Source organism: Singulisphaera rosea (assembly GCF_054877945.1).
In genome coordinates this window covers 16,442-34,285 of record NZ_JBTYIP020000021.1, presented here as the reverse complement: position 1 = coordinate 34,285, position 17,844 = coordinate 16,442, and the positions used below count along the sequence as shown (strand labels likewise).

At 62.9% G+C, this 17,844-nt stretch carries 13 protein-coding genes; 5 read left to right on the top strand and 8 right to left on the bottom strand.

Features of this window, described 5'->3' with window-relative positions; translation table 11 throughout:
- Positions 1–44 precede the first annotated feature (44 nt).
- The 7 genes from ACYOEI_RS28150 to ACYOEI_RS28120 form a co-directional block, all read right to left on the bottom strand.
- Positions 45–2,099, bottom strand: a complete 2,055-nt coding sequence (locus ACYOEI_RS28150) for a S9 family peptidase (protein WP_462852982.1) — start codon at positions 2,097–2,099, stop codon at positions 45–47.
- 23 nt (positions 2,100–2,122) lie between these two features.
- Positions 2,123–3,691 (bottom strand): peptide MFS transporter, encoded by a 1,569-nt coding sequence (locus tag ACYOEI_RS28145; protein ID WP_462852981.1) that lies wholly within the window; start codon positions 3,689–3,691, stop codon positions 2,123–2,125.
- Between the two features lie 189 nt (positions 3,692–3,880).
- Complete coding sequence (locus ACYOEI_RS28140) at positions 3,881–5,161, bottom strand: alpha/beta hydrolase (RefSeq protein WP_462852980.1); 1,281 nt, start codon at positions 5,159–5,161, stop codon at positions 3,881–3,883.
- A gap of 218 nt (positions 5,162–5,379) precedes the next feature.
- Positions 5,380–6,474, bottom strand: coding sequence for an acyltransferase family protein (locus ACYOEI_RS28135; protein WP_462852979.1), 1,095 nt, complete (start codon positions 6,472–6,474; stop codon positions 5,380–5,382).
- Positions 6,475–6,520: 46 nt separating this feature from the next.
- Positions 6,521–7,582, bottom strand: a complete 1,062-nt coding sequence (locus tag ACYOEI_RS28130) for a hypothetical protein (RefSeq protein WP_462852978.1) — start codon at positions 7,580–7,582, stop codon at positions 6,521–6,523.
- The gene (locus tag ACYOEI_RS28125) at positions 7,579–8,232 is read right to left on the bottom strand and encodes a cysteine peptidase family C39 domain-containing protein (RefSeq protein WP_462852977.1); all 654 of its coding nucleotides are present in this window, start codon (positions 8,230–8,232) and stop codon (positions 7,579–7,581) included. The genes ACYOEI_RS28130 and ACYOEI_RS28125 overlap by 4 nt, the downstream gene beginning before the upstream one ends.
- A 46-nt stretch (positions 8,233–8,278) precedes the next feature.
- Positions 8,279–9,616, bottom strand: a complete 1,338-nt coding sequence (locus ACYOEI_RS28120) for a hypothetical protein (RefSeq protein ID WP_462852976.1) — start codon at positions 9,614–9,616, stop codon at positions 8,279–8,281.
- Positions 9,617–9,748: 132 nt separating this feature from the next.
- Between ACYOEI_RS28120 and ACYOEI_RS28115 the strand changes: the two genes are divergently transcribed.
- Positions 9,749–10,144: a hypothetical protein gene (locus ACYOEI_RS28115; RefSeq protein ID WP_462852975.1), complete on the top strand. Its 396-nt coding sequence runs from the start codon at positions 9,749–9,751 to the stop codon at positions 10,142–10,144.
- A 757-nt stretch (positions 10,145–10,901) separates the two neighbouring features.
- Here the strand turns inward: ACYOEI_RS28115 and ACYOEI_RS28110 are convergent.
- A complete protein-coding gene (locus tag ACYOEI_RS28110; RefSeq protein ID WP_462852974.1) occupies positions 10,902–12,725 on the bottom strand; it encodes an ArnT family glycosyltransferase in 1,824 nt (607 codons plus the stop codon).
- A 545-nt stretch (positions 12,726–13,270) separates the two neighbouring features.
- Between ACYOEI_RS28110 and ACYOEI_RS28105 the strand changes: the two genes are divergently transcribed.
- From ACYOEI_RS28105 to ACYOEI_RS28090, 4 genes are all read left to right on the top strand, one after another.
- Positions 13,271–14,065 (top strand): PEP-CTERM sorting domain-containing protein, encoded by a 795-nt coding sequence (locus tag ACYOEI_RS28105; RefSeq protein WP_462852973.1) that lies wholly within the window; start codon positions 13,271–13,273, stop codon positions 14,063–14,065.
- A gap of 467 nt (positions 14,066–14,532) precedes the next feature.
- Positions 14,533–15,081, top strand: a complete 549-nt coding sequence (locus ACYOEI_RS28100; protein WP_462852972.1) for a PEP-CTERM sorting domain-containing protein — start codon at positions 14,533–14,535, stop codon at positions 15,079–15,081.
- Positions 15,082–15,135: 54 nt separating this feature from the next.
- Positions 15,136–16,830, top strand: a complete 1,695-nt coding sequence (locus tag ACYOEI_RS28095; RefSeq protein ID WP_462852971.1) for a glycosyltransferase family 39 protein — start codon at positions 15,136–15,138, stop codon at positions 16,828–16,830.
- Between the two features lie 125 nt (positions 16,831–16,955).
- Positions 16,956–17,843 carry a phosphoribosylaminoimidazolesuccinocarboxamide synthase gene (locus ACYOEI_RS28090; protein WP_462852970.1) on the top strand — a complete coding sequence of 296 codons (888 nt, stop codon included), beginning with the start codon at positions 16,956–16,958 and terminating at the stop codon, positions 17,841–17,843.
- Position 17,844 lies beyond the last annotated feature (1 nt).

Genomic DNA, 17,844 nt, shown 5'->3' with positions numbered 1-17,844 from the left:
CGGCGGCCCGGGCGTCCCCGTCTCTTCCCTCGCCGATCCCATGCTCATTTGCTGGGGCTAAGATACTTCTCGAGCCAGCTCGTCACCTCGCGCCACCAGACGATCCGGTTGGCGGGCTTGACGATCCAGTGCCCCTCGTCGGGGAAGAACACGAAGCGGCTCGGCACGCCCCGGCGCTGGAGCGAGGTGAACATGCCGAGCCCTTGGGCGTCGGGCACGCGGAAATCGAGCGCCCCGTGGATCACCAGGGTCGGCGTCTTGAAGTTCTTGACGAAGGCACTCGGCGAACGTTCCAGGTAATGTTCGGCTTTTTCCCACGGGGGGCCGCCGAACTCCCACTCGGGGAACCAGAGTTCCTCGGTCGTGCCGTATTTGCTCGTGAGGTCGAATACCCCCGCGTGGCTGATCAGCGCCCTGAAGCGGTCGGTGTGGCCGGCGATCCAGTTGACCATGAAACCGCCGTAGGAGCCGCCCGCGGCCGCGACTCGCTCTTTATCCAAGAATGGATACGCTTTCAACACATGATCGAGCCCGAGCATCAGGTCGTCGTAGACTCGTCCCGTCCAGTCCTGGCTGATCTGGTCGGTGAATTTCTGCCCGTATCCGGTCGAGCCCCTGGGGTTGATCGCCACGACCGCGTATCCCGGCGCGGCGAACATCTGGTAGTTCCAGCGGTTGTGCCACTCGTCGTGCCAGGCCCCCTGCGGCCCGCCGTGGATCAGGAACAGCACGGGGTAGGTCTTCTTCGGGTCGAAGCCAGGGGGACGGACGAGCCAACCCGACACTTCGTCGCCGTCAGCCCCCTTGAAGGTGAAGCCCTCGGCGTCGGACAGCGAAAGGTCGGAGAGCAGGGGGGCGTTGTGCTTCGTCAGGGCGGTCAGCCCCGTCCCGTCCCCGCGTACGGTGTAGACCTCATTCGGTGATGCGGTGTTGCCTCGGAGGAAGACGAGCGTCTCGCCATCCGGCCCCGCCTGGACCGAGGTGTTGATCCCCCCCTTCACGATGCTGTTGAGGCGCTCTCCGCCTCCAGACGGGGGAACCACCTCAATGATCGGCTCCTCACCCCGATCGTCGATGACCGCGAAGAGCTTCGATCGAGCCCCGGACTTCGCGGGGGACCAGGTGTAGGAGCCAATCGGCCGGTCGAACGTGGAGGTCCAGTCCTCTACGGTGCCCGACTCTCGACCGAGGACTTTGAGGACCCACAAGTCCGACTCGAAGCCCGCCCTCGCCTGGCTGAGGTAGGCGATCCGCGACCCGTCGGGCGAATAGCTCGGCTGGGCGTCGGCGCCGGGGTTCGAGGCGGTGATGTTCTTCGGCTCACCCCCCTCGAGGGGGACGGTCCAGACGTCCGTGTTCGTCGACCAGGCCTGACCCTCGAGCGGTTCGGCGGTGAAGGCGAGCTCCTTGCCGTCCGGGGAGAACGCATAGTCCGACGAGCCGCCGAAGGGAGCAGGGGGGGTGTTGACGTCGAGCTTGGGCGTAAGGTCGCGTGTCTTACCGCTCTTAACGTCGACGACGAAAATGTGGCTACGTTTCCCTTCGTCCCAGGCGTTCCAGTGGCGGATCATCAACCGATCGTAGACCCGGACCTTGCTCTTGGAGGCTTCCTTCTCCTTGTCCTTCGCGGCCGTCTCCTCCGGTGTCTTCCCCGGATAGACTTCCGCGGCAAACGCGATCGCGTCCCCCTTCGGTGACCAGATCGGCCCTGAGACGTCGATCGGCAGCTTGGTCAACGGACGTGCCTCGCCGCCGTCGAGCGCGAGCAGCCAGACCTGCGTGGAGCCGCCCCGGCTCGACGTGAACGCGATCGTCTTCCCGTCCGGGCTCCAGCGCGCGTGGCTGTCGGCCCCCGCCGAGGTCGTCAGGCGCTTCGGCTCGCCCCCCGTCGTGGCGACCAGCCAGAGGTCGCTGCTCGTCTTGTCGGTCGCGCGGTCGAGCTCAGAGACCACGTAGACGACCCACCGGCCGTCGGGCGAGAGCTGCGGCTCGGAGACAGACTTGACCCCGAGCAGGTCGTCAATCGTGATCGTACGCCCCGACGCAAAGATCGGGGCGTACAGCATCAAGCCGAACATGACACCGATGAGCAGCCGCATGGGTGAAGATTCCTTCAAAGGTCTCAGATCCGGCCGTGGCCCATCTTCTTCAGGATGGGCGTCAGCGCCAGTAGGACGATCGCAGGGCCGATCGAGCTGAAGATGAGGAAAGTCCAAAGATGGACGCCGGACCCTTCGAGTAAATGCTCCAGCATGCCCGCGAGGAAGTTGGCCAGGGCGGTGCTCGCAAACCAGACGGCCATCATGAGCGATGCGACCTTAGCCGGTGCGAGCTTGTTGACCAGAGAGAGGCCGATCGGGGAGAGGCAGAGCTCGCCGACGGTGGTGAAGAAGTACACGCCAACCAACCAGAATGGCCCGACATGCCCCGCTTTCGCGGCCTCGGATTCCGCAGTGGCCATCAACACGAATCCAAGACCTAGGAGCAGAAGCCCGACCCCCATCTTCGCTGTCGACGTCAGAGCGAATCGCGTACGATCAAGAAAAGTCCACAAGATGGAGAACAATGGGGCGAGGGTAAAGATCAACATCGGGTTGACGGATTGATACCACGATGCGGGAAACGGTTTACCGAAGACCACTCGATCGGTCTTCTGGTCGGCGAAGAGCGTTAGCGTACCACCCGCTTGTTCGAAGCCCATCCAAAAAACGATCGAGAAGATGGAAACGATCAAGATGACGAGGATGCGTTGCCAGACCGCCCAAGTCATCCGCTCATTCTCGACCATACCCGAACCCGTTGGCGTCTGGCGAGAGGCCGAGACCGCCGTTACGAGCTTCGTCACCATGGTGTAAACGAGTGAGAGGACGACCCAGTAACTAATGGCGGCAAGCGAACCCAGAATTCCTCCCCAGCGGCCGATGGCCGCGTGTCGGCTCCAATCACCCACACTTCGAACGATGCTCGAACTGGGGAGAATCGCCACATAGACAAATCCGACGCCGATCAGGACGAGCAGGGCGATGTGCGTCCAATCCCTGGCGTTGAGTTCGCGCGGCCCCTCGGCCCCTCCCGGAGGATAGCCTGCCAGGCCAAGTGATTTCTGAAAGATCGTGAATATGATCAGGCCAAAGAGCATCCCAACCCCGGCCGCACCGAAGCCGAAGTGCCACCCGACGGTCTCACCGAGCGTCCCGCAGACAAGCGGTGCGAAGAAGGCCCCCAGGTTGATGCCCATATAAAAGATGGTGTACGCGGCGTCGCGCCTCGAATCGTTCCGGGGGTAGAGTTGCCCGACCATGGTCGAGATATTCGGCTTGAAGAACCCGTTGCCGAAGATCAGCAGTCCCAACGCCATGTTCAGCAAGGGCTGGAACGCCATCGCGAAATGGCCGAGTGCCATGAGGACGCCGCCGATCAGGATCGCCTTCCGTTGGCCAAGGTATCGATCCGCCAGGAACCCGCCGAGGAGCGGGGTCAGGTAGACGAGCCCCGTGTACGTCGCGTAGAGGCTGAGAGCATCGCTCCTCGCGAAATTCAGCTCCTTCGTCAGGTAGAGGACCAGGAGGGCCCGCATCCCGTAGTAGCTGAACCGCTCCCACATCTCGGCGCCGAAGAGGACATAAAGCCCTCGGGGATGACCGGTCGTGCTAGGCCCCGGAGCGACTTCCGATACGGCGATCGTCGACATGCACCACTCCCTGTTCGGCGGTTGGGAGGAGAGGACCGCAACCACGGGCCGGTTCGATCAACGCGATGGCGGCTCAAGTCCAAGCCGACGCACAAGATTAACGAATCGAGCAGTCATCCCCAAGTCCCTCGTCCGTCCGCCCGCCTGGGGCCACCTCCGGCGAACTTGACCAGGACGGAAGCCGAGCGATCACTTCCGCGACGACTGGCGGAGCCACCGCAGCAGATAGGGCATGCAGGCGACCGGGCCGGGCTCGGAGAAGAGCAGGGGGGCTCGGATCAACTCGGCGTGGTTCGCGTGGATCGTCACGTGTTCGGTGGCGCCATCGAGGCGAGTTCGCGCCACGGAGACGCAACCGTCGCCCGTCCCGTCGCTAATCTCATCGAGGCGGCGGCTCATGTCGGAGGTCGTCGCGCGGGCGAGACCGCCCAGGATCCCCCCTCCCCTCCGTACCGAGTCGATCTGGTCCTCGACCTGCTTCCTGGCGGGTCGCGAGAGGATCCCGACGTCGCCCGCGAGGATGTAGTAGGGGACGTCACGCCGCCTGGGCCGGGCATTCAGCCTCGTCAGGAACGTGCTGCCGGGAGTCAGGTCGGTCGCGGCCTCGCCGAGACCGTCGCCCAGTTGCGAGAGAGCCTCCGTCGTCTTCTGACCCCGGGCCGCCTGGACGCTCTTCATGAGTTGGAGGAGTGTCTGGGCCTTCGCGAGACTCGACCCTTGGTTGACCGGGGCGACCATGAGGAGCGCGGAGACGTCGTTCCCGTAGGCTCGCGGGTCCTCGACATAGGAGCGGGCAAGCAGGGCCCCCATGGAGTGCGCGACGATCGCCCAGGGACGGGTTTCGCCTTCCTTCTTTCGGAACGCCGCCCAATCCCGGGCGAAGCTCACACAGGACTCCTCGAGGCTCCGGTTGTAGGGATAGTCGTAGACCACGACCCCGTACCCGGCGTCCTCCAGCGGTTTGACCAAGTACACGAAACCGCCCGACGACGAGTTGAGGCCGTGGACGAGGCAGACCGTCGGCCGCTTCGGATCGTTGGGGCGGTAGGTCTTGAGTGCATGCATCCCATAGTCGGCCCGATTGCGGGCCTCGTGGTCGATGTGTTCGACCAAACGACGGAGCGACGCTCGCCAGGCCACGGAGCGATCGCCAGCCAGCTTCGAGGGCGACAGAGTCACGACTAGGCTGTTCTCGCGAATCGCCAGCGTCGCATTCGGTCCCAGGATCTCTCCGAGCATGCGCCGGGACAGGTCGCCGCCAAGCCCGACGATGGGGATGCGGACCGAAATACGCGGGCGCATGATTGCGACCCCCGTCGAACGGCCAAGCCGCTCGACGAGATCCGCCAGGTCGATATCGCGCGTCGCACCGATCGGGACACGGATCTCGACGAGATCCTGGCCGCCGTCTCCGGAGCCCAGCATGCCCGCGATCGCCACGATGCTGAGGAAAATCCGTCTCTTCGGCATCCATCCCTCATCCCTCGGCCGGACCCGATCGCCCGAAGCCGGCGAGGATTATAACCCCAGCCGCATCGCCGGCCCAAGGGCGGACAGTGCGTCTGGCAGCCATCGCGGCCGGCATTCTTGCCTCCGAGTCCACATGGCGAGGTCGGAGGATCAGGTTTTCCGATGAATGTCATCAATCGGGGCCCTGCCCGAAACTTCAGGAGGTGGCCTGCGCATCGTCAATGGTAGGGGAGCCACCTTTTCAGGGCGACTAGGGGTTTCTCGAATAGTTCCCATGATAGCGCACCGACAAGGATGCAGAGGAGGAAGACCCCGATCCCGACCGAGACCGGCAGCGCTGACCGCCCGTAGTGGTTGGCCAATCCATAAACTATCGGAAAATTATAGAGATAGATTCCATAGCTGACCTGCCCGAGATAACACATTGGTCTCGCCCGGAGGAGTCGCAGGCCAGGCAGGCCGGAATGGATCACGACCAGAGCGACGACACCTGCGAAGCAAAGGCTCACCAGGAACAGGACAAGCGACTCCGCGGCCGAGAGCGGGCCGCTGTACTCCTCGGACCTCGGCGCGGCCGAAACGAGCGGCGAGCAGAGGACCACGACCGCGACAGTCGACGACGCGGAGAGGATCGCGAAGCCGGTCCGTAGGGTCCGGAGCCGATCTCGAACCCATTCACCGTCCCGCAGGACAACCGCCAGCAGGGCGCCGAGGGCCAGCCCATCGGATCGGGCGGCGAGGGTCCAGGGGTGGACCCCCAAGGCGCGGAGGATCACCGAATTCGCCATGATACCGATGAGCAGCGGAACCAACGGAGCACCGCGCAGGAGCATCAATAAAGGCGGCCAGATCAGGTAGAAATGCTCCTCGATCGAGAGGCACCAGAGGTGTGCCAGCGGCGGCCAATGGATCGACGGCGACTCGACCCCGTAATACATCACGTTCTGCGAGAACGTCAGGTAAGCAAACACAATCTCGACCCGAAGTTCCTGCCAAAGCCCCGGGCGGAGCAGGAGGACGATCCCCACAACCGCGAAGTAGGCCGGCCAGGTCCGCAAGGCCCGCCTCGCGTAGAACTTGAAGAGGAACCCTTCCCGCTCGCCGTGTCGCAGCACGATCGAGGTGATCAGGTAGCCGGAGATCACGAAGAACAGCTCAACCCTGGACCAGCCGAAGAAGAATGTTCTCGGCCAGATGTGATATGAGAGGATCGCCAGGGCTCCCACGCCCCGGAGAAAATCCAGTTCGTCGACGCGCGAGCCGGGACGGCACGGTGACACCTTGGCACGGTGAGCCACCGAGGGAAGGGACATGGCAGGGAACTCCCCATCGTGCCGAAGCCTTCGCACCCCCAACTGGTCAGGGAGCCACAGTCCCGACGATCGGTATGGTCACGGGGCCGCCTTCCTGATTCTTGAATACGATCACCGCATCGATCTGGAAATCCCCAACCGTTGCGGGAGCGGTGACGGAGAACTTGACGATGGCCATCTTTCCGCCGGCCGACTTCACGTCGGCCGACACAAGCTTGTCGGTCAGACGGACCCCGGCGACCTCGATGGGGCGGGGGCCTGAGGCCCGCAGGACGATCGAGTGCGACCACAACTCTCCCGGCCGTAGCGTCCCGCACCAGATCTTGCGAGGGACGCCCACGAACGGTATCGCCTTGGTGAGCGAGAACTCGACTCGCGTCGGGGCGACCTCCTCATTCTTCCAGGGGATGAGCAAAGACTCGGTCACGGCCTCGTTTTCACCCCGACTCGCCGTCCAGCGCCAGGTCAACCTGTCCGTCACGGTATCGGGTTGCGAGTCGTTGAGCTTGTCACCCCTGTGCTCATCACGGCCCTTCAGAGTCGCTTCGATCCGGCCCGCCCGGATCGTGGCCTCCGCCGGTTCGAGCGGGAGGCCCGATACCATCCTTAGCCGGGAGACCTGGAATTCTCCCGACATCGCCTCGTCGCCGATCCCTTGGAACTGCGCGTGGACAGTCCGTGGCGATGGGGTCGCATCCCCATCCAGGACGCCCTGAATCAACAGGGAGCCGAGGGTCTTGCCCTCGGAGTTCAACTCGATCCGGACGGCCAGCGTGGGGGAATTACGAATTGCGATCGTGACCGGCAGTTCGTAACTCGAACCTGGCAGGAGCCGCTTGTGAACGATCCCTTCGCCGATCGAAGTGCACTGGCACGACCTGCTGACCGAGTCGATCACGACCGGCCGATTCCCCTGGACGCGAAATCTCGCGTCCAGCTTCAACTCGCTCTTGTGTCGGCCGACGAATCCAAGATTGAGCACCGGCCTGTCGAACAAGACCGCCGACTCGACCGGGGGGACTGGGTCCGGATTGCAACCCGACAATGCCGCCGCGAGCGCGATCGGGCCAAGCCTCGCGGCGTGCTGGCGATCCCGTGAGCGACTCATGGCGCGAGCGTCCGAGTTTGAGCGGTGGTATCCGCTCGCACCCGCGTGCGGGAGACGATCCGGACGAGATTGTAGGCGGCCAACGCGAGGAGAGGAATCAAAAGCCAACGCCCGATCCTCTCCGCCGGCCCGGCAGCCGCCGATGGCCCGAACGTCACCGCGTACCCCTTCCAGACGCCGTCCATGGCTCGTCGGGGCTGATGTGCGATCTCGATCGCGTTATCGGGGTCGAAGATGTCGAACTGATCCTCTTTCACCGCACTCAGAAGAACATAGTGGCCCTTCGCCGGATCGCCCGACGAGTGGATGAGGAGCAGGGCAGGGGCATTGCTGACGCCGAACTTCGCCGGGTCGAATTGGACGAGTTGGTACGGAAGTCCATATTCGCCGAGGACCGCCCCGACGACGCCGATGGGGACGTAGGCATCCGTCGGCCGAAACCGGGCGGGAAAATGTTCCAGGATCTCGGCCAGTGGCGCGTCGATCCCTTGGCTGTGCAACGCGGCGCAGACGCTGGCTACCGCGCAGTTGGCATTTTTCCCGAAGGACAGGGCAGCATCGCCGGGAGGATGTTCATGGTCATGGTCATGCCCGGAGCCGGCGGCCGTGAGCAGGCAGGCGACCAGGCCGAAGGTCACCGCCCGGGCCATTGTGGCAGGCCGTCCAGTCTTTAAATATTTATTCACGATCACTTTCTCATATTTTTTTGCGGACCAGGATCGTGGCCACGACGACGATCAGGAGGATGATGTTCGAGGCGATGATCACAAGGCGTGATCGGCTCATGCTCGGCGAGACCGGGATGATATTCCGTATTCGGTCTTCGAGTGAGACGCCGATCACCCCCCCCTTCTTTGTGTCGAGGTCGAGGTAATTCGTCCCCTTGGTGAACTCGGCGGCGAAAGCGTCATTCGGAAAGTCGAAGTTGGCCTCGACGCTCTTGACGACCAGCTTGCCATCTTCGAGGTGCCCGATCGGCAGGGTGCCATATTCCTCGTCGCCTTTGAGCCCCATCGGCCGGACCGGCCCGAACATGCAATGGGTGATGAGTCGGGGATACCACCCGGCGTCGGTGACCTCGCCCGCCTCGTCCCAGTAAGTCGCCATGACCGGTATCAGGTCATCGCGACGGCCGATCGACCATTGGCCTCGGAGTGTCTCGATCTGATCGATGATCACTCTCACGAGGTCCGTCCGGCTCCCGGCGAGGATGTCATCCCGGAGCTTACTGCCCCCGTTTTTGCCGTCGCCGAGGACGACCCACCGTGCGATCCAGGAGGCGAGCCCGTGCTTCGAAGGGTCGATCGCCGCCACCCACATCTCACCAGGGTCGACGTTGCCCGCCCGCCCGAGTATGGCGTAAGACCTACCGTCCTTGCCGGGCCGTCGACCGAGCGATCGGACTTGTACTCTCGGCCCCCAGAACACGTCCATCGGGTCCAGTTGGACCCGGATGTGTTTGTGGGGGACCATCGGCGGGAGCATGCCGTTGAGCGAGATCTCCGACTGGCCATACCCGACCGGATCGATCTTTCCGACGAATGGGTATGGGTCGAAGCATCGCCACTTCCCGTCCCCCGCAAGCCGGTAGATCTTGAAATCTCCCCCCGTGAACGAGGCGAGATTGCGCGACTTCGCATCCTTCGACCGGACATCGAAGTTGGGAATCTCGTCCTGGATCTCCATGCCGTCCGGCCCCACGGTGTACCACAAGCGGGTCTTCGCGAAACCGGAATTCTTGCCCGAGGCCACCGTCTTGAGTTGCTTCAGATGATCCTGGATCTGGGCTGAATCCTTCTCGGTCAGCTTGCTCCGGTTCGACGCCATCTTTCGATTGAGAAATTCGATCTCCCTCCGCGTGCTATCGCGTTGTTCCTGGGGAATTTCCAGGGTCCATTCGGTCATGACACGCAGGGTCACGAACGATTTTCGATTCTGCTGGTAGACCGACCAGAGCTCATCGACCGACTTCTGATCGCCGGGCACCTGGAGTAAGGCCACCGAGAGAGAGGCAAGCAGCAAGGGAGCCCACATGGGCCATCTCCAATTTCATGGGACTGGTAGTCCGGGGCGGGCGACTCGCAACTGCGCCGATGACACGTAACCTCGTTGACCGGGGGCATTACTGCGAGACACGCGTGACCTCTATCGTCTGGAGCCGACCCGATGGTCGGATCGAAGCGATCCGATCCGATCCGATCCGATCAATTTCGCTGGAAATCCACTGGCCCGCCGAATCGGGCGGGAACTGGGGGCGATCCCGCCCGGCAGGCCGCTCAACAGTCGCATGCGCAAGCCGTGGCTGCCGCAGCACAATTACTGACCCAACCGGGATTGCACCCGGCCCCGAGGATAAAACACCCCACGGTTGTTTTGATGTCGTCAGCGCCGCAGGTGCATTTCGCGCAACTGGTCAAGGGATTGTATCCCAGACAGGAGGGATGCACGCCAGCCGAACAGCCGCTCGATCCTCCCGAAGCTGTGCAGGTGCCGAGGGGGTTCTTGATGCAGATCGTGTCGGGCGTGCATGTCGTGCAGGCGATATTCGGGGCTCCACAGTAATACCCGCCGCTCAACGATTCGGCCTCGTGACGGGTGAGGGTGCGATACCCCTGTCCATAGCTCGCGGAGAGCTGAGAGGCGAGGGCGATCCCGGCGAGGGCGAGGAGCGAAGCCATGTAACCTTGGCGCGACATCGGTTCACCTTTCCATCGAGAAAGCAACGGGCACCGACCATTACATTTTATGCATACATTCGAACCGAGAACCTCCGAGCATCGACCTCGGTTGACTCGCGGGTCGAAGATGCAATCGCATCTTACTCTCTCTCCTCTACGTGTCGTGAACAATTTTTTCGAATTCCGACAATTCGACAATTCGTGGCTTGAGCCGACTCGCCTCACGTCGACGACCGCAGGCCCTGGGTTACAGCAAGGATTCTCGAGGTTTCCCGCCTGAATTGGGAGTATTCGCACCGGAGCCGATTCTCTCGTACTACGACAAGAAGAGTGAGTCAAGACACCATCGGGCCATAAATAATGTGCCGATGACGCCGACCCGAGACTTGCCGCGCTTTTGTGCTCGACGACTCCGGGCGGGGCAGGAGATGGCCCTACAGCAGGCCGTGGCCGAGGTAAGTGGCAGGCGGATCTGCATCCGCTCCCGCGTCGAGACACTGAAACGCAAGGGGGGGGTGAAATAGAGCCTGATGGAATTGGTGACGATTCAGCTCCATCGCTCGGGCGCGGCCCGGTCTTGGCGGTGCCGTTTGGGTGCGTTGGGTCCCCTCACCTATGATTTCAGTTGGACAGAATTGACACTATGGCACTATCGAATGATTCAGCGACCTCCGAGCCTCGTCCGCCTCCACCGGGGTGATCCGGTAGATATTGATCGAATAACCGGCCCGGGCAATAGGGCGGAAGTGGCGGAAGTATTCGAACTCGTGTGGGAAAGTCTGGCGGAAGCCGCCCCGTCCGTCTGCGATCGGGAAAGAGGTGCCTTGGAGGAAATTCACGCTCACGGCGTAGTATCCCGGCCTCGGCCCAACCTCCGTCGGGCTAGCTGGCGAGGTCCCCGGTCCAGGTGGCGGCAATTCGAAAGCGATCCCCGCCAATCCGGGGTCGAGGTCGAAGTTGTAATAGGCCAGCCGCAGCGGACTTGCCTCGGGATGGGCGCCGAGCCAATCCCGAAGCCGGAGCAGATCCTGGCCCCAATCGATGTTGCTGTCGACGAGATGCCTGGGCCCTCGAGTAGGGCCGCCGGCCGCCTCGTTGAAGTAGGACAGGCTGGACGGATAGACGCTCAAACTACTCGCGATCGAGGCGGTCAGAAGGCCCCATGCGAGCCACCTCGCCCTCGATTGGACACCAGCCACGATCCGCCCGGCGCAGATCATGAGGTAGGGCAACGCAGGCACAACGTAACGCGAATGCAGCGTGTAGCCCGTCTGAGTGCTGACAAAGATGAGGATGGCCGCCGAGGGTACGAGGAGTGCCAGGTTCTCGAGGGGGAGGGACTCGCTCGGTCGGCGAAGGAAGACCTTGGCCAGCCCCCAGATTAGGAGTATTAGGGTCCCCAGCGGAAGCTTCACAGCAAGGGCGTAGAGGTAAAAGTACCACCAACCGTGCGAGCTCCAGGAGCCCGCCATGTAGGACAGGCGAGTGTTCTCAAAATCGACGCGCTGGACGTCGATGCCCCGGAGGAAGTCCGAGGGCAGGGGGACGGGAAATGTGCCGGGCCAGGTTCCCCGGAAACGATTTCCGATCGAATGGTCGGTTGTCCCAGACAGAAGATGGCTGATGAACGGATAATCCCCGAGCCGCTCGCCGGTCCCTTGGCAGGTGTAGCCGAGATTGATGACGTTGAGGCTGAGAGCGACGATCAAGAGGAATTGGCCGACCGTCGGCCTCGGCCCGACGGTCGGCAACATTCTCCCGAACCACCAAAGGAAAGGCCAGGCGGGATAGAAGACGAGGAGCGTGAATTTGGTCAGCTCGGCCACTCCCAACGCGAGGCCCGCCACGAGTGCCCATCGCCAAGAGGGCCGTTTGAGGAAGATCCAAAAGGCATACGAAGCCAGGAGGCCCGCGACGGCCGCAGGGATGTCGCTCGTGACCAGCGCCGCGTGGCCGAGGATGTAAGGCTCGAAGCACCAGAGGCCGAGGGCCATCAGAGCGCCGCTTTCGCCATGGAGGCTCCGCGCCCATCGGTAGACGAGCCATCCGCCAAGGACAGACCATCCCACCCCCGCTAGCCGAGAGAGGCAAACGAGGTCGAAGATCCGGTGTCGATTCGCCTCGATGAACTCTCGGCCCGCCTGGAACTCCTCGCGAACAGCAGGGTCGTCCCGGAGGTGGGAGAAATCGAGCCGAGGGTGGGCCGCGAGGGTGGGTAGGACGGCGAGCAACTTCGGGAGCGGCGGGTTGACCCGGTAGATCGTGAATCGCCCGGTCGTCCAGTAGCTGACCCCGGCCACGACGTTCATCGCCTCGTCGACGGTGATGAAGTTCATCCGGAGGGGGAGCACGAGTAACCCGGCATGAACCACGATGAGGCCGACGACCAGAAGACGCAACGGCCGACCGGCCGGGGCCGGTCGAATCTCAGTCTCCAGGTCTGGGGATGGCCGCGAGACGGACACCGAGGCGATCTCCTCGAGGAAGAGGAGGCGGTTCGCTGAAGGTCGCTACCACGGCGGAGTATGACCCGTCCCTCGATCGATGACAATCCTGGCGTGGCCAACGCCGCCATGTCGAGCTCGCGCGATCAGCCCCCGACGCCAGGTATGCCCGTGATCGCCACGATGTCGAGGAAAGGCCGCCTCGTCGACATCCGCCCCTCATCCTTCGTCCGAAACCGGAGCGGTTTACAACCCCGCCTGCGGCGCCGTCCCGTGGCTACCCGGAGCGTCTCAGGCCCTATGCACACAGCATTTCGGGTCTTAAACCCGGCAGGCAAGGGCGGGACCCCCTGCTTTTCCCCGGATCCCAACGTCTGATAATGGTGATTATGTTCGACTCGGGGGTTCGCCCTAGTTTCGGCCTTCCCAGCGACCCCAGGCGGTCGCTTCAGGACTAACTCTTTGGGAGATCGCATTGCCTCCGACCGAAATTTGTGCATGATGTGCGGGCAATTCCCCCCGTGGCGATTGCTCATCTTGAGGTGCTTTTCACGGAGGTCAGGGTTATGCGGTCACGGATGATCTCTGCGATTACTGTATGCGCGTTAAGTAGTGGTTTCGCGAACCTGGCCGAGGCCACGCCGTATTACAACGTCACCAACCTCGGCGTATTGGATCCCTCCTCGGCGGAGCCGTCCCTGCTCGATGGGCAAAGGGTCATCGGCTCCGCCTCGACTGGCTACTACGCCTTCCCCCAGACGGTGACTTCGGTCACGGATAGCTCGACGGGCGCGGAATGGGCGGGCTTGCCCGGCGTCGAGGGCGTCCAGGGCACGGCCATCCCCCAGCCGACCTTCTTCCGCATGATCCCCACCTCGGTCAATTCCTCCGGCGCGGTCATCGGGGGCGTCCCTTCCGGTGAGAGCCGCGCGAATCCGTATTCCACGTTGACCCTGGGTTACGCTCAATTGCTTCCCAGCGGCCAGTACGGCCCCTTCCAGCCCCTGATCAATGGAATGGATCACTCCCTGGCTCTCAGCCAGGCGAACCAGATCCTGGTCATCGGGGCCGACGCCAAGCTGGTCGACCTCAACGCCGGGACGGTCAGCGACGTCCAGAGCCTCGTGCCGCCGACCGTGCTCGCGCGATTCCCTTACCTGTTTCCGTACGCCATTTCCGACAACGGAACCATCCTCGCGACGGCGACAGACTCCTCGGCGGCCAACGCTGTGACACTGCTGCTATCACCCTCGGATCAGCCGTTGCCAATACCGATCCCCGAGCCCTCGACGTTCGTCGTGATCACGGCGGGTACCGTCGGTCTTCTAATCCGCCGAAGATCGCATGACCTGGCACATTGACCGGAGTCGGCAACCAGAGCCAACGCCCCACTCGAGTCATGTCAGAGTGGGACATTTCGTCGACCGAAGCGTAGCGTCGAGGTCGCCCTACACCATGGCAGTTCATATTGACACGGAACGTGATTTCTGAAGAATCCGTCGTTTAGTCTCCTCGTTTGAATACCACCCAATAGAGATCCATCCAACGGAGCTTGGAATCTATGCGACCACGGATGATAAGTCTAATCACCTTATGTTCGATCAGCACTAGCTTGGTAGGCCCGGCCGAGGCCACGCCGTATTACAACGTTACCAACCTCGGGTCCGGATACTCGTCACTCTCGCATCTTGACGGACAATATGTCGTCGAAAGCGAATCCGGCGTCTATTATTCATTCCCGAAAACTACTTACTTACCCAATGGCTGGAGGCCTCCCGAAGGAGCGACCCTTCCCGGAGGCACTTATTACACGGGCTGGCAGGAGTGGATGAAAACGACCCTCTCGATGCGCCCCTTCGAAACCAATACGTCCGGGACGTTGATCGGTACACTCCCATCCGGTCAGCACTACTCGGATCCGTTCTCAGCGCCGATTGCCGGGTATGTTCAATTGCTTTCCAGTGGCCAGTACGGTGAGTTCCACCCCCTCCTGCTTAACGATGATGCTCAGCGCCTCGATCTCAGCCAGACGAACCAAATCCTCGTCCGCAATCTCTACGACGGTAGCGCCAAGCTGGTCGATCTCAATCGAGGTACGGTCAGCGACTTCCGAAGTCTCTTGCCGCCGGCCTTGGCGGCACAATTCCCAGAGACTCACCAACTAGAGCCGTACGCCATTTCCGATAACGGGACCCTCCTCGTTGGTGCCTGGTTCGGGACGTGGATGAATCCATCAGACAAGTCCCCCATAGTTCTTTTACTATCGCCTCCGGATCAGCCCTTGCCCTCGCCTGTCCCCGAGCCGTCTACGCTCGCCGTGATCGCGGCTGGGGTTGTCGGCGTCTCGTTCCGGCGGTGGCTTCGCCGCTTGGCTTGAAAGACCCCCTCCGGGGAAGGATCCTTGGGGCGATCACACGGAGCGTCAAGCACGATGAGAAGAGACACTCTTCCGTCGAAGGTGGAGAGGACCGGCGACCCGACCAGCGTCGGTCTCGTCGACCAGACCAAGTCACCGACGGCCGAGGTCGCGTCCTGGGTCGCGCATGCAACCGCGGGCTTCGTCGCCCTCGGGATCCTGATGCGGGTCGTTCGCTACCTGCTGAACTACCCGCTCTGGTGCGACGAGACGATGATCTCGGCCAACTTCCTCCACCGAGGATATGCCGACCTCTTCCGTCCCCTCGACTATCGCCAGGTCTGCCCGGTCCTGTTCCTGGTCATCGAGCTGACGTCCGTCCGCCTGTTCGGTTTCTCGGAGATGGCCTTGCGGCTCTTCCCGGCCGTGTGCGGGGTGGCGAGCGTGCCCCTCTTCCGGCACTTCGCCGGGCGGATCCTGTGTGGGGTCCCCCTGCTCCTGGCCGTCGCGATCTTCGCCGTCTCCGGCTGGCCGCTCCGCTACGTGGCCGAGGTGAAGCCATACGGTTCGGACCTATTTGTCGCCCTTGCGCTCCTCGCGATCGCCGTGGAATGGATGCGGGAGCCGGGGCGTTCCCGATGGATGTGGGGTCTGGCCCTCGCGGCACCGTTCGCGGTCGGCCTGTCCTATCCAGCAATCTTTATCCTTGGCGGTATCGGCATCGGGCTCTTGCCCAAGGTTTGGCGTTCGCGAAACCGTGAAACGTGGGCCGCGTACTTCTTGTTCAACGCCGGCGCCGTGGCGACATTCCTGGTCCTCCTGCCGTTCTACAAGACCGCTCCCCAGGATCACGTCTATTTCCACACCAACTGGGCCCCGGCGTTCCCGCCGCTCTATAGCTTCACCGCGTTCGTCCGCTGGTTCTTCTCGGTGAATACCGGTTATATGTTCGCCTATCCCGAAGGGGGCGAGCGAGGCGCCAGCTCACTCACGTTCCTCTGCTTCGTCGTCGCGGCGGTCGTGCTCTGGAGGCGAGGACAGAAGACGGTGTTCGCGATCTGCCTGGCTCCCTTCGGCCTCGCGCTCGTCGCCGCCGCGATCCATCGGTATCCCTACGGGATGAGCGCCCGGACGATGCAATACATCGTCCCCATCATCTGCCTACTCGCCGGCCTCGGTGTCGCCACTTTGATTCAAGCCTTGCCCAGCCTCCGGGCCAGCGATCAGCTCTTGAAAGGTCTCGCAATCCTGCTCGCCTGTCTCGGGCTGGGGCACGTGGGCTACGACGTCTCCCATCCCTATAAGACGGCCAGCGACCAGCGAGCTCGCGCCTTCGCCCAGTGGTTCTGGACGGAGCAATCGAACTACGGCGAGGTTGCCTGCGTCCGCGAAGACTTCGGCATCGAGTTCCAGCCGGAGCACTGGACCAAGGACGTCACGGATACGTATCTCTGCTACCAGCGGATCTATTCCCCGAAACACCGTCGGGGGCAGCCGGTCCGCCTCGACTTGGTCTCGGAGGCTCGCCCCTTGCGGTGCGTGCTCTTCAACGAGGTCCCGCAGAAGACCCCGGGATTCCAGCGTTGGATGGCGGAGATGCTGGAGCACTACAACCTTCGCGAGGTTCGAAAGTATCCGGTGAGCTCGGTCGAGAAAAAGCTTGGGGCCACCTGGCATTCGCTCTACCAGGTCTACGAGTTCGTCCCCAAGGCGGGAGCCGAGCCTCCGAAAATGATCGGGACACTCGAGCGTCAAACCGCGGTGCGCTGAGGCCGGAAGACCTGCCCACATCCCCATGACGTCCCCCGCGGGTCTTGCCCGCGTGGGACGTTTCGTTTACAGTACAAAGGGGTTAGGGAACGAGATCCGGGCTCGAAACCGGAGGGGCGTGGGGCGTGGCATTGCTGGAGACATCGCTGGGCGGCTGGCCCAAGCGGCAAGGGAAGGTTCGCGACGTCTATGACCTCGGCGACCGACTCCTGATGGTCGCGACCGATCGCATCAGCGCGTTCGACTGGGTCCTTCCGAATGGGATCCCCGACAAGGGGCGGATCCTCACGGGGGTCAGTTCGTTCTGGTTCGACTGGCTCGACGTCCCGAACCACATCCTCTCGCTGAACGTCGACGACGCCGGACTCGATTTGGCACCGGAGGTCCGCGAGTCACTCGACGGGCGGTCCATGCTCGTCAAGAAGGCGGAGGTCATCCCCTTCGAGTGCGTCGTCCGTGGTTACCTCTCGGGAAGTGCGTGGAAGGAGTACCGCGCGAGCGGCACGATGTGCGGCGAGCGCCTCCCCTCTGGCCTCGTCGAGAGTGCCGCCCTCGATCGCCCTTATTTCACGCCCGCCACCAAGGCCGAGTCGGGGCATGACGAGAACATCCCGTATTCGCGACTCGTCGACGAGATCGGCCAGGATTTGGCCGAGACTCTTCGAGACCGGAGCATCGCCGTCTACCAGGCGGCCGAAGCCCACGCCCGGACCCGCGGCCTGATCCTCGCCGACACCAAGTTCGAGTGGGGGATCGATCGCGAGGGAACCTTGATCCTCGTGGACGAGGTCCTGACGCCGGACAGCTCACGCTACTGGTCGTCGAAAACCTACCGGCCCGGGGGGCCCCAACCCTCGTTCGACAAGCAGTTCGTCCGCGACTGGCTGGAGGCGACGACTTGGGACAAGTCCAGCCCTCCGCCCGCCCTCCCCGACGACGTCGTGCGGAAAACCCGCGACAAATACGTGGACGCGTACGAGATCCTCACCGGTCGCGACTTTCGTTGGAAATGAC

Excerpts from the sequence above, each read along its gene's own strand:
- ACYOEI_RS28150 (WP_462852982.1), bottom strand. The coding sequence starts at position 2,099 with ATGCGGCTGCTCATCGGTGTCATGTTCGGCTTGATGCTGTACGCCCCG.
- ACYOEI_RS28145 (WP_462852981.1), bottom strand. The coding sequence starts at position 3,691 with ATGTCGACGATCGCCGTATCGGAAGTCGCTCCGGGGCCTAGCACGACC.
- ACYOEI_RS28140 (WP_462852980.1), bottom strand. The coding sequence starts at position 5,161 with ATGCCGAAGAGACGGATTTTCCTCAGCATCGTGGCGATCGCGGGCATG.
- ACYOEI_RS28135 (WP_462852979.1), bottom strand. The coding sequence starts at position 6,474 with ATGTCCCTTCCCTCGGTGGCTCACCGTGCCAAGGTGTCACCGTGCCGT.
- ACYOEI_RS28130 (WP_462852978.1), bottom strand. The coding sequence starts at position 7,582 with ATGAGTCGCTCACGGGATCGCCAGCACGCCGCGAGGCTTGGCCCGATC.
- ACYOEI_RS28125 (WP_462852977.1), bottom strand. The coding sequence starts at position 8,232 with ATGGCCCGGGCGGTGACCTTCGGCCTGGTCGCCTGCCTGCTCACGGCC.
- ACYOEI_RS28120 (WP_462852976.1), bottom strand. The coding sequence starts at position 9,616 with ATGTGGGCTCCCTTGCTGCTTGCCTCTCTCTCGGTGGCCTTACTCCAG.
- ACYOEI_RS28115 (WP_462852975.1), top strand. The coding sequence starts at position 9,749 with ATGGTCGGATCGAAGCGATCCGATCCGATCCGATCCGATCAATTTCGC.
- ACYOEI_RS28105 (WP_462852973.1), top strand. The coding sequence starts at position 13,271 with ATGCGGTCACGGATGATCTCTGCGATTACTGTATGCGCGTTAAGTAGT.
- ACYOEI_RS28100 (WP_462852972.1), top strand. The coding sequence starts at position 14,533 with ATGAAAACGACCCTCTCGATGCGCCCCTTCGAAACCAATACGTCCGGG.
- ACYOEI_RS28095 (WP_462852971.1), top strand. The coding sequence starts at position 15,136 with ATGAGAAGAGACACTCTTCCGTCGAAGGTGGAGAGGACCGGCGACCCG.